Annotated in this window: 11 protein-coding genes; all 11 read right to left on the reverse strand. The window is 32.7% G+C overall.

The window, feature by feature from the left end:
• Window positions 1-91: 91 nt before the first annotated feature.
• Window positions 92-838, reverse strand: coding sequence for a 3-oxoacyl-[acyl-carrier-protein] reductase (gene fabG / locus IHE43_RS14425; protein WP_192184535.1), 747 nt, complete (start codon window positions 836-838; stop codon window positions 92-94).
• Window positions 839-1045: 207 nt separating this feature from the next.
• Window positions 1046-1318, reverse strand: coding sequence for a hypothetical protein (locus IHE43_RS14430; RefSeq protein ID WP_192184536.1), 273 nt, complete (start codon window positions 1316-1318; stop codon window positions 1046-1048).
• An 84-nt stretch (window positions 1319-1402) separates the two neighbouring features.
• The gene (locus tag IHE43_RS14435) at window positions 1403-2776 is read right to left on the reverse strand and encodes a DUF4302 domain-containing protein (RefSeq protein ID WP_192184537.1); all 1374 of its coding nucleotides are present in this window, start codon (window positions 2774-2776) and stop codon (window positions 1403-1405) included.
• A 10-nt stretch (window positions 2777-2786) separates the two neighbouring features.
• Window positions 2787-3647, reverse strand: coding sequence for a substrate import-associated zinc metallohydrolase lipoprotein (locus IHE43_RS14440; RefSeq protein ID WP_192184538.1), 861 nt, complete (start codon window positions 3645-3647; stop codon window positions 2787-2789).
• A gap of 19 nt (window positions 3648-3666) precedes the next feature.
• Window positions 3667-5145: a RagB/SusD family nutrient uptake outer membrane protein gene (locus IHE43_RS14445; protein WP_192184539.1), complete on the reverse strand. Its 1479-nt coding sequence runs from the start codon at window positions 5143-5145 to the stop codon at window positions 3667-3669.
• An 11-nt stretch (window positions 5146-5156) separates the two neighbouring features.
• Window positions 5157-8885 (reverse strand): SusC/RagA family TonB-linked outer membrane protein, encoded by a 3729-nt coding sequence (locus IHE43_RS14450; RefSeq protein ID WP_192184540.1) that lies wholly within the window; start codon window positions 8883-8885, stop codon window positions 5157-5159.
• A gap of 246 nt (window positions 8886-9131) precedes the next feature.
• The gene (locus IHE43_RS14455) at window positions 9132-10244 is read right to left on the reverse strand and encodes a FecR family protein (RefSeq protein WP_192184541.1); all 1113 of its coding nucleotides are present in this window, start codon (window positions 10242-10244) and stop codon (window positions 9132-9134) included.
• 89 nt (window positions 10245-10333) lie between these two features.
• Window positions 10334-10945, reverse strand: coding sequence for an RNA polymerase sigma factor (locus IHE43_RS14460; protein WP_192184542.1), 612 nt, complete (start codon window positions 10943-10945; stop codon window positions 10334-10336).
• Window positions 10946-11400: 455 nt separating this feature from the next.
• On the reverse strand, window positions 11401-11829 hold the full coding sequence (locus IHE43_RS14465; RefSeq protein ID WP_192184543.1) for a hypothetical protein: 429 nt from the start codon (window positions 11827-11829) through the stop codon (window positions 11401-11403).
• Between the two features lie 152 nt (window positions 11830-11981).
• Window positions 11982-12854 carry a succinate--CoA ligase subunit alpha gene (gene sucD / locus IHE43_RS14470; RefSeq protein ID WP_007808093.1) on the reverse strand — a complete coding sequence of 291 codons (873 nt, stop codon included), beginning with the start codon at window positions 12852-12854 and terminating at the stop codon, window positions 11982-11984.
• A gap of 84 nt (window positions 12855-12938) precedes the next feature.
• A complete protein-coding gene (locus IHE43_RS14475) occupies window positions 12939-13301 on the reverse strand; it encodes a nuclear transport factor 2 family protein (protein WP_192184544.1) in 363 nt (120 codons plus the stop codon).

Genomic DNA, 13301 nt, shown 5'->3' on the forward strand with positions numbered 1-13301 from the left:
CATCATTTTGCGACTATTCGGTTCCAGTTTCATTCTAGAGTCAGATAAAACTGATTACTAAAACCTGTGTAACTTTGAACCTTTGCAACTCTTAAGTAAGCATTCCTCCACAAACATTAAGCACTTGTCCTGTAACATAGGCACTCATATCTGAAGCTAAGAAAAGACATGCGTTTGCGACATCTTCAGTAGTTCCGCCACGTTTCAACGGAATTCCGTCTCTCCATCCTTTTACTACATCTTCAGGTAATTTTGCAGTCATTTCTGTTTCGATAAATCCAGGAGCAATTGCATTGCAACGAATATTACGAGAACCCAGCTCTAAGGCTACAGATTTTGTAAAACCAATTGCACCCGCTTTAGACGCTGCATAATTTGTTTGACCAGCATTTCCGGAAACACCAACTACAGAGCTAATATTAATAATAGAACCAGCACGTTGTTTTAAGAAAGTTTTTTGAATGGCTTTAGTCATATTAAATACTGACTTTAAGTTTACATCAATAACCTGATCAAAATCAGCTTCTGACATACGCATCAATAAATTATCTTTTGTAATTCCGGCGTTATTAATCAAGATATCAACCGTTCCGAAATCAGCTAAAACAGCTTCAACAAAAGTTTGCGCTTCATTAAAATCGGCCGCATTCGATTGGTATCCTTTTGCTTTAACTCCTAAAGCGTTCAATTCAACTTCTAGTGCCTCTGCAGAAGCAGCAGATGAGCTATAAGTAAAAGCAACATTTGCTCCATGTTTAGCAAAAACTTCAGCAATTCCTTTTCCAATTCCACGACTAGCGCCAGTAATAATGGCAACTTTTCCTTCTAGTAATTTCATATTCAAAATTAATTTTAATATTATTTGTAGCTATTCCTGCTATGAATGACTCGTCAAATATATGATAATTCCCTTTTTAAAAAAATAACAATCGCAATAACCTTTCAACAGTTCAAAATATTTAGTGCTATTATAGATAAAACAAAATCAAAAAAGCAACTCAAAATTGAGCTGCTCCTTCTTCAAAATAAAATTAAAACTAAATTCTTATATATCATTTTGCTTTGTAATGAGAAAAAACACCAATAGCATTACGCCCATAATAAGCATTCTATAAATTGATGATTGAAACTCTGTTGTATCATTAAGCTTATCTTCTTTTTTTTTCTTTATAAAATCAATAATAATTACCGGAATGATTACTATTAAAGACAGCCATAGGTAATCTCTTTTATATTCTGGGTAAAATCCCGTTACAGCAATAAGTATAAGTGCCCATAAAAAGAAAACAACATTTATTGGTCTAATAGTTTTTTTCATTATGAATAATTGAAGTAAAAGTTATTAAAAGCAGCTCAAATTGAGCTGCTTTTCCAAAATTAAAATAAAACTAAAAATTATTGGTTACTGAAATGAGTATGCAACCATTCTAAAAGGTGTCGTTGTACTTGTAAAGGTATACGCAGTATAACCCGAAACTGGTGTTTTAGCAAAATAAAGTCCCTGAGGGTTCATAAACTGGTCATCAAGTGCTTTTAAGAAAGATGGAGTTGCAATTGCGGGTGAAGCTGCAGTTGCTACTGATTTCCAAACTCCCGGAACTAAAGTCACAGTTTTGTTTGTTGCATTACTTTGAATCGTAAAATAATGATATCTTCTCGCAATTGTTACGGCTGGGTTTGAAACAGCAGCAAATCTGTATTCTATATAACTTGTTCCGTCAGGATTATTAAACCAAGGTTGTATTCTGGTAATCATTAAACCTGTACCTGCCAATGCTTCTGCATTTGCTAATAGAGATAGAAACAAAGGAGAATTTGCCGGTTCCGGTTTTGTAATATTATAGATATATGCATATACATTATTAGCGCTTCCAGGCAATAATATTTTATAATCATCTGTTAAAACAAGAGGCTTAGAAGAGTACTTTATTATAGCAGTAACCCCATTCGTTCCTGTGGCAGTAAAACTTCCATCAACATCATTGTATACAAAATTGGTTAATTTTTGTCCAGCAACTTCTACAGCCGGGCTTACTACAATTCCGGTTGGCGTGTAACCAACTCCCATGTTATAACTTACAGAATAACCAGCTTCTATGGAATTTGCTTCTGCAAAACGGGTTACATCTGAAAATGAGAAATCAAACTGGTGTTTTGCTGTTCCGTCATTAGTTTCTAATAATCTAAAAAGCGGACGCGTATCATCACCTACTACATTATCAATCATGTCAATGTTTTTTGGCAAATCAGTCCAATCTTGTGCAGTTGCTTTTACAAAACGTAATTCCTTAGCAGTTCTGTTTGTTTTAAAAATGATTTCACCATTTTCCTGTCCGTAATATAAAAACTGAAAATCTCCTAAATATCCTTTTGCTCTTAACGCCGCAATTGGATAATTATCTGACTCTGATAAAAGATGAATTCTGTTCTTGGTAGTAAAAACTACACTAACAGTACTTCCTAATTGAATTTCGAATTCACTTTTATAAACGTTGGTATCACTATCAAAATCAGAAGCCATTTGTACAGTCCCGTCTTTGGCAAATTTGAATAAATGAGTATATCCGCCTAAAACGGTATTATCAGTAAAATAAACCGCTTTCCATCCAAATTCCGAAGAAAGTAACAGATTATTCAATTCTGATTTTTGAGCATTTAAACGCTCTGTTGGCGTTTGGTCAAACTTTTGTTCAGCATCTGTATCATTATTACAGCTGCTCAATTGCAGCACTAAAAATGCTGCAAATAAGTACTTATATATGTGTTTTACTTTCATAATAATTTTTTTAATTATTTATTACAGCTGTTGTATTTTTTTCGGCTTCATCTCTTAAAGCGTAGAAATCCATGTTGAAAGCTTCTTTGAAATATTTTACTACAATTGCTTCCTTTGCTTTTAACGCAGCATAAGCAGTCGGACTTTCAATACCATCTAAAAACGCAGCATATTCTGCTTTAGAATAGATTAAAATCATTGAAGCTGTTTCTGCAAAATCTTCATTGATATTTGATCTTGCATAACTGGTAATAAAACCAAGTTCGTTCGATTCCGGTATATCGTAATTGTACCAATCTGCCGTATAACCTCCTGGCGTTAGGGCTTTCCATGCTTTTTCATCAAATGGTTTATTTTGGTTCAAAATATGTATATACTCGTGCTGAATTGTGTGTATAAACTCTGATACGTTGTCACGATCTGATTGATCAATATAATCTGTTTCAAACAGAGTAACACGCTGTCCACCTTCGGCTAAACCTAAAGTTCTGGTACCTACACTGTTTAAATTTACTCCTCCTACTAAAACAATTTCTCTTGGAGCTATTTTTTTTACGAAATCCGCCCCCCCGATTGTTGCATAACTTTTAAGCCATATTGTCTGTACAATCTCAAGTGCTGGTTGTACTTTATCAATTGTTGGAGGAAATAGATAGCGACTATTATCGACTGTATTTTGATTCCATTTATATTGGACATTGATATTATATGGATTTAAATAAGTAGTTGTAATCCAATTATCTAATGCTGTTTTAGTTGGCTGTGTATAATCTAACTGACTATCTCCCGGACGTTCATCATTTGCGCAGGAAATTATAGCCATCGAAACCATAACCAAAAGTGCTATTTTACTATATTTTATTAGTTTCATAAGAATTTGCTTTTAAAGATTATCTAGGATTTAGCTCAACACCTGTACTTGATGCATGCAATGGAATTTGTAAGGCTCTGCGGTTATCATCTTTTACTAATGTATTAACCGGTTTATTTGCCGTTTCATGTTTCACTACAATATTAAAACGCTTGATATCAAACCATCTTAATCCTTCATGTATAAAATCTCTTCTTCTCGTTTCTGCAATCGCTTTTATATAAGAAGTCTGAACTGGCGTCATTGGATAAAATGGTGTGTATTCATCTGCAATAACCGGAAATCTTGCTACTACTTTGGCTTCAGTTACTTTATCTGTTGTACTATTATATGTTGGTGTTCTTGTTGCTAAAAAGTACTCCAATTCTTCGTTTGCCAAAGCGGTCTGACCTTTCATAACATGTGCTTCGATTCTGTTTAAGAAAAACTCATCGTTACTTAATAAGACTTCGGCAACATAAGGATCTCCAATTCCAGCTGTTACGTTTGAATATTTAAAATATTCGTAAAACTTTGGAACAAATAAAGTGATACTGCTGTTTGATGAATAAAGATTATAATAATATGGTTTCCCAAAAAGATTTGTAGATCCTCCAAAAATTTCTGGCTGACGTGTACCTGATAAGTTAAAACGATTTAAATAATAAACTCTGCTTACAATTGTATTCGCAGAAACAATTAACAAATTTGTTTCAACACTACTTGCTCCATATTTTAATTGTTGATCTTCAACACCTATAGATTCATAAGCTGAATAATCTCTTAATTTACCTACTGGCTTTGAACCCAAATCATTTGATAATTCAATAACTTTATCCCAATTTCCTTTTACTAAATAAAATCTGCTGGCAAAAGCTTTTGATGCATTTATATTAAAGTGAAATCTGGGTTCCTTGTAATCGTTTGTTACATATTTTAAACCTTCTTCAATATCTTTTTCGATAAAATCAAAAACTTCAGCAACTGTATTTCTTTTGTATTTAGTCAATAATTCTGTTTCTGGTTTTGTTACATAAGGAACTCCTAAATCTGATGCTGCCGTAGCGGGGTTGTAACGTTTTGACCAAAGTGAAACCAACATAAAATGAGAATAAGCTCTGGCAATAAGTGCTTCTCCCTTTTGTGGATTAAGACTCGGTGAATTTCCTAATTCTTCAATTGCCTGTAAAGCCTTGTTTGCATGTGCAATTGCTTTATAGCATGCATCCCAATAGTAAGCTTGTGTATCAATATCTGCTGTTTCTGTTTGAATCAGCCAGTTATAGTTTTGTTCATTTTTTGGTAATGTTTCCGTCAATCCGCTATCAAAAACGTTATCTGACATTGTTTCGGCAATCTCAAAATAGCTCATTTGAGGGTAAGCTTCAACTAATAATTCTGATATTTTTGCAGGCGTATCAATTTCGGTTCTGTTATCTGGCTTTTCAGACAGAAAATCATCACAGCTAGTAATACAAATAAGTATTAACAGGGATAATGTTATTTTTAAGTTTTTCATGATTTTGACTATTATAATGAAAGGTTTAAAGTAAAGGTATATTGAGATGTTACTGGTAAAGCAACTCCTCCTGAATTACGAAACTCAGGATCCTGACCATTTAATCTTTTATCCGAATAAATTAACCATGGATTAACCGCTGATCCTTTTAAAGTAAAAGTACTTACTCCAATTTTTCTCTTGAAATCACTAGGAAATTCCCAACTCAATGATATATTTTTTAATCGGACAAAATCACCGTCTGCAATACGAACATCTGAATAATTATACGTATTATAAGCTTTCGCAAGGTTACGTGCTCCATCATAATTAGCATTTAAACGTCTGTCTGCAATAACCGGAACATTTGTGAAATTTTCATCTCCTGGATTGATCCAGCGATTTGTGAAATCTTTTGTAAATACAGTTAAATCATCGTAAGTACTGTCGTAAATTGGATTCAATCGAACTTTGTTTCCGCCTGACCCAACAAAAAACACATATAAAGACCAGTTTTTGTATGTAAATGTATTTGCTAAACCTATAGATTTATTTGGCTCGATTGATCCTTCATATTTTAAATATTTTGTAACATTTAAATTATCCTGAAAATTAGCTTCTGTAATATTATTTTCAGCTCCATCCTGTAAAATAAATGTAGGTAGACCTTGATTATTTAAACCTGTAAATTGGTAGGAGTATAATGAATTTCTTGGATGACCAATTGTATTTCCTCCATTCGCATCAATTAAATCAAATGCTGTTGGCGTATTTTCTAACCTTGTAATTTCCTGGTTATAAACAGAAAAGTTAAGCGTTGTAGACCATTTAAAATCTTTGTTATCAAAGTTTTTAGTTGTAAATGCAACCTCTAAACCTTTAGTTTCCATATCTGCATTATTTCCTTGTCTGATTCTTTGACCTCCAATTCCGGAAGTAATTACATAATCGACTAAGTCAAATGCTTTACGACTATAAACATCTGTAGTAAATTGAACTCTATTATTAAACATTCCAAGATCTACTCCAATGTTAGTTTCGAATTGTTTTTCCCATGTTAAATTTGAATTTTGCAATTCATCGATTCTAATTCCGGTTTCTCTGTCATCAAGAATAAAACGATCTGTCACGGCACTTTTGTAGATTGCCAAAGAGTTTGTTGCAGGTCCCGCTGTAGCTGTTAAACCATAAGAAGCTCTTAATGCTAAAGTATTTACCGATTCTACATTTTTCATGAATTTTTCTTCAGCAACATTCCACTTTCCACTGAAAGTATAAGTTGGCAACCATCTTGATGAATTGCTATTTCCTTGTCTGTTTGAGCCATCATAACGTCCTGTCACAGATGCTGTGTAACGACGATCATAAGTGTATCCTACTTTACCAAAGAAACCTACAGTTCTTTCTTTTTCTTCATTAAAACCATAGTATGAATCACCTCCATTAATTATTTTTTCAATTATTCTTGGATCTGTAAATGCTGTCAAACCTCTGTCATATTGTAAACCTGCAGCGGTAAAATTATCACTTGACCTGTCTACTACTCTCATCTCAGTACCAAATAAACCTTCGACTTCATGTTTATCATTAAAAACATTTCTATAATTAACACTGTTTCTTAAGTTATAAGATGTCATGTCGTTAGTAAATTTTCTTAAAAAACCTCCATTTGGTAAAACAGAAACTTTTGGAGCATTTAAATCATTCGGATCCTGATACAAAAAGATATTATCGTTTCTTACAAGAGTATTAACTCCATCTTCCCCATCTGGTGTTCCGGCTTTATATGCGCCAACAACATTTGAACCTTCTAAAATTTTATGCTCACGATTTGTATTTGCATAACGTGCTGAACCTGTCAAATTATAAGTTAAATGTGGTGATATTTTGTAATCTAAATCCAATTGAAAACGAATATCTTTTACCTCAATTTCCATATAATTGTTGGCCAATTCGTTAACAATATTCATTTTTGCCCAGTTATTTCTATAGTATTCCAGATTACCATTTTCATCGTAAGGACGTAAGGTTCTGCTTGTATTTAATACGTAGTTAAAGGGATTGATATCAAAATCACGTGTTACTTTACCAAAAACAACATCTTTTTCGCTTTCGTAACTTCCGGGCGCACCCTGATCACGAATAGACGCCAGTGTAGATAAGGTAATATTCAATCTGTCATTTACATAAAATGTACCTTTAATGTTACTTGATATTTGTTTTACATCATCGGCAATCGTCCATCCCGGATCTGTGTAAAAACCCAACGAAGCATAGAATGTATTATTTTTTCCTCCACCAGAAAAACTCAAAGAGTGATTTTGTGTAATTGATGGCCTAAATAATACACTAAACCAATCTGTATTTGCCAATTCATATTTTTTCAAGAAATTATTACGGCTAACAGGATCATTATTCACTAAATAAGTACCTGTTTCAGGGTTATATGTGTTTATCGCTCTTCCTAAAATATTGTATGCCCCACCATATCTGCCATTCACTGTTGAAGGTAAATCAAGGTAGCCTTTAGCCTCCATTTCTTTAAAAATACTCATCGATTCCTGAGAATTTAAAATATCATATTGGCTGTAGTTTGGAACTGTTCTAACAGTTTGCTCCAAACCGTATGTTATTTTTAATGGAGAATCTCTACGACCTTGCTTTGTTGTTACAACTACAACCCCGTTTAAAGATCTTGAACCATAAATTGAAGTAGCAGATGCATCTTTAAGAATTTCAATACTTTGAATGTCGTTTGCATTTAAACCTGCTACAGATGAACTTAATAGTGTTTCTGAATTTCCAGATGCTAAATCTGCAAATGATAAATTGATAATATCTTCCTGAACAACACCATCAATTACCCATAAAGGTTTTGTGTCTCCAAAAATTGAAGAAGATCCACGAACTGTAATTTTAGGAGCTGTACCAAAAGTTCCTGTTACGTTTTGAACAGTTACCCCTGCCGCTTTACCTTCAATCATTCTGCTCACATCGACAACCCCATCAACTTTCAATTCTGTTCCTGAAATTTTGCTGATCGCACCTGTAAAAGTTCTTTTAGATGTTTTTTCGTAACCTGTCGTTACGACAACCTCTTTTAAGTTTTGACCTATTTCACTTAAAACTATTGTTGGATTTGTATTTGTAGTACCAATTTCTTTGGTTTCCATTCCAACATAGGAAATCACAATCGTATCGCTATTTGCCGGCATTTCGATAGAAAAATTACCATCAAAATCAGTTAAAACTGCAATTTTAGTTCCTTTTGCCATAACAGTTGCGCCAGGCAGAGGGCTTCCGCCTGAATCAGTTACTTTCCCCTTAATAATTGGACCTGCAGCTAATATTTCGAATAGTGAATCATGATTTGTCGTACTTGAAAATGGATCTGCGGTCACATTTTTTTGTAATATAATCTGATTACTAACTTCTGCGTAAGTAATATTGAAAGGCACTAAAATTCGGTTAAGGATACTCGACAAAGTTTCTTCATTTGCCTCGATACTTACCTTTTGATTTAATTGTGGCAGTCTTGAATTATAAGAAAATTTTACGTGTGCAGATTTTTCTATTTTTGATAACGCATTATCTAAAGTCAAATTTGCAACTGTAATCGTAACTTTTGTATCTAGTTTTCTTTGCCCATTTACACTGTTTGCCATAGTAACACTTGAAAACACAAGTGCCAGGACAAACTGAAATAGCGTTATTTTCATGATTCGATGGAGTAATCGTTGTTTAACAACTGGTTTTTTCATAATTTTGGTTTGTTTTGATTAATACTATTCGCGTGTATTTTAAGAAACGTACTGAATTGCTCTTTACAGAGAGAAATTCAATTTTATTAGTGTCGAAATGTTACAGCATTTCGGCACTTTTTTTATGCATTTGGTTTTTACATAGGCAATGACTGTAATTTTTAGTTTGGTTAATTTTTAGTTTTATTTTGGTTTTTAATTAAATTACTGAGCTTCTTCTATATAATTACAGTTATACAGATTAAACTAATTACAACCTTCTGATGTGATCGTGATTTGATTTCCATTCATCTCAAAATTGGTATTAGTTCCAATACTTTTACAAACAATTTTTAGTTTTTCTGTCAAAGGCTGATCACTGAGTGAAGTGGTAAGATGACAATCTTTTAGTTTATTTTTCGGATAATCAATATCAACTAAATAAGCTTGTTCTATTGTTTCAAAAATTTGTGAGACCGGAATATCTGTAAATTCAAAACTTAGCTGTTCAATATTACCAACACTTTTTACTAATGTCTCATCTTGGGTAATATTTGTTATTTTGTTGAATTTCAAATCACTTCTTAAAAATCGAAGTGCCTGATTAGGAAGCAGAACCACTTCCTGCTGATCTGATTTAGCTATCAGGTCATTTGATTTTACCTTAACTTTACCGGTGCGAACAAGAACTTCAACGTCAGGCTGATCAGAATAAGCTTTTATTCTAAAACTAGTTCCAACTACCTTGGTAACGATCTCGTTTGCATAAACATAAAAAGGTTTTCTTGGATTTTTACTAATTTCAAAGAAACCTTCGCCGGATAAATAAACCTTTCTTTCGTTTCCGGTAAAGATTTTAGGGTAACTTAATTTACTATTGGGTTGTAACAAAACCGAACTACCGTCAGATAAAGTGATAATTTGCGGTTTACTGGAATTATTAGTTTGTTCAACTAACCCTTCGCTATTCTCATCGATTAACTCTTTGTAGGTAACAATATTGTCAGTCTTAAAATGATTATTATAAAACCAAACTGACATTAAACAGAGGAGTAAACTTGCAGCAATTCCTGCAAGAAAATATTTTCTTAAAAAAAATGTTTTTGAATTCTCTTCAGAATTACTTTGATTTTCTTTCTCTTCAATTTTGCGCCATACTGTTTGTAAGGCGTTATGAATATCTGAGGAAGACAAATCAGATTCCGGAACTTTCATTGCTAACAATAAAAGTCTTGCATCCTGAACCAACTTAGCACGTTGGCGACTTTCTAAAGTCCATTCTTCCCAACCATTTTCATCAATTTTAAATAAAATCCATGACTGGAAAGATTCGTCAGACAAAAAATCTTCAATTTGAGTATATGTGTTACGTTTTTGCATCTAAAAATAAGGTTACAGAAACATAGAGGACAACACTCTTATTATATACTCATCAAATTGTGATTTTTTTTATTTTTTTTAAAATAAAATTAAAAACTACTTGAAAATAGCATAAGAAATATGGTAAAACTCCCTTTCCATTCCTTGCGAAGGCTAAGTAAACCACGATGTAGCAAATTACTAGCTGATTGATAATTAACATCCAGCATCTCTGCAATTTGCTCTACAGTCAGACCCTGATGATAACGAAGATATAGCGCTTCTTTTTGTCGTGCCGGTAAATCGTTCAATAAATTATTTAAATGAATAACTTTTTCTTTTGTAGCATAATCATCGTCAATAAGTTCATAATCAACTGAAAACTCCAAAAGAAATGCAATAGAATCTGTACTGGTTGTTTTACGAAAAATATGGTCTCTCTCATACAAACGAGCAATTCTTTTTCGTACGCTGGATAATAAATATGCTTTGACAATTACCGAACTTTGAAGTGCATTTCGATATACCCAAATATCAGTAAATACATCCTGAATACAGTCCTGTACTTTTTCTTCATATGGAGAAAGTGAATTGCCATAACGTACCAAATCGGTATAATATCTTTCAAACAACATCGAAAATGATTTTTCATCACCTTCTCTTAAATTATTCCAAAGCATTGCATCATCAATACTATTGAATTTTAAAATCGCATCCTTCATCTTCTAATTTGGGGTAATGTGTTTAACAGACTTTTTACTTAAGGAATGCATTTATTTAACATTTTCCTTTCATTTTGTTTGCTAAATATATAAAAGCTTAAATTTAAAAGCCAATTTTTTTACATAAAAAAAACAGTTTCTTAATGTAGAAAACTGTCTTTTTATTAGATTTTTCGGGGGCTTCAGCTAAATGTTAAAATTATATTTTCTTTAACATATTTTTATGAAGTGTAATACTTTACTTATAATTGTATTGGCGTTTTTTTATTAATATGTTCAATTGAACTTTTTTATAGATTAGTTTAATCTGTCCTGGCAGCGTTTAAAACCATAAACATTATGTTATTCTTGTAATCAGTAAACAACATAAATGAGAAATAAATGATGTATTTGATAAAAAAAAAGCCTTACTAAATTAGTAAGGCTTTTTAATGATTTTTTATTTAAATAACTTTTTAGAAAGCTACATTCCATCTAGGCAATTTTGCGTTTTCATCTAAGAAATTCTGCAAAACCTGACCTTCAACTGCAGTTGGAATAGCTTTTACATCTGCATTAAAAGTCTCATACCAAACCACTTCTAAAGCATCAATACTCTCCAATTTCATTTGTGCCGGCCAAGAATATTTTCTTCCTGTTTTAGCAAATTGATGACCGTTTACGATTTTATCATATAAACCACCATTTTTGCTTTTTAGAGTTCCATCATTCTGAACGGTTCCTGTAGAACCAACCATTATTAACTCTTTCGTATCACCTTCAACAGCATATACAACAAAAATTCCTGCACCTCCTTCAGGAGCATTACAAACTTGTTCTAAACTATCCTCGATTGTAAAAGCAAAACTGTTGCTTACTTTAAACTTTTTTAATTCTTTGCTCATCTTTCTTATTTTAAGCTTCTAAAATATCCCGATAGCTATCAGGACTAAGTTGCTAAGTTTTTAATTATATTCCAATCATTTTAAAAATGTAAAAAAGCCTCAACACAATATTGAGACTTTTTTTTGGAATTTTTTATTTTGAATACTAGAGATTATCCAAGTACTTCTTTTACTTTTTTACCAATTTCAGCTGGTGAATCAACAACGTGAATTCCGTTGTCTCTCATAATTTGTTTTTTAGCAGCAGCGGTGTCATCAGAACCACCAACAATAGCACCTGCATGACCCATTGTTCTACCAGCAGGAGCAGTTTCTCCAGCGATAAAACCAACAACTGGTTTACGGTTACCATCAGCTCTAACCCATTTAGCAGCATCAGCTTCTAATTGACCACCGATCTCACCTATCATAATGATAATTTCAGTTTCCGGATCATTCATTAATAATTCAACAGCTTCTTTAGTAGTAGTTCCAATAATTGGATCTCCACCAATTCCGATAGCTGTAGTAATTCCTAAACCTTGTTTTACAACCTGATCAGCAGCTTCGTAAGTTAAAGTTCCTGATTTAGAAACGATACCAACTGTACCTTTTTTGAAAACGAAACCTGGCATAATACCAACTTTAGCTTCTCCCGGAGTAATAACACCTGGACAGTTAGGTCCAATTAATCTGGAATTTCTTTCTTTAACATAATTATTTGCTTTAATCATATCTGCTACAGGAATTCCTTCTGTAATAGCAATAATTACTTTAATTCCAGCATCAGCAGCTTCCATAATTGCATCAGCAGCAAAAGCTGGTGGTACAAAAATAATAGATGTATCAGCTCCAGCTTGATCAACAGCATCTTTTACTGTGTTAAAAACCGGGCGATCTAAATGGCTAGTTCCTCCTTTTCCAGGAGTAACACCACCAACAACATTAGTACCGTACTCAATCATTTGAGAAGCGTGGAAAGTTCCTTCGCTTCCTGTAAATCCTTGAACAATTATTTTGGAATCTTTATTAACTAAAACACTCATGATATATATTTTATGTAGTTTTTAAAATTGTGATGCAAAAGTAAGGTTTTGTAATGTATTTTAATCTTTTTGTCTTCAAAAAAATTAAGAAAATTGACTCATTTGATAACCACGGTATAATTTATCATCCTTAATTTGCCAAATTGTAGAAAAATGAGCTAATAACATCTCTTCTCTTGGGTTTTCAATCGTTTTCACAAAATGAGAATAACGTATTGAAACCAAGTCATCTTCTGCAATAATATGACTAATTCTGACTTTTGAACGTACATATGCACGACTTAATTCAGTAGCCATTCCAAGCATAGAATTATAATCCATCTCAATTAATCCTTTGGTGCTATTCCAATCTAACTTTACATCAGGATGCAAATAAGTTTTCATGATTTCGCTATCAATTAAGGCATCCGACTTATAAAATTTCTGTACAAACTCTTTTATAGACAT

The organism is Flavobacterium sp. MDT1-60 (assembly GCF_014844035.1).
Lineage (GTDB): Bacteria > Bacteroidota > Bacteroidia > Flavobacteriales > Flavobacteriaceae > Flavobacterium.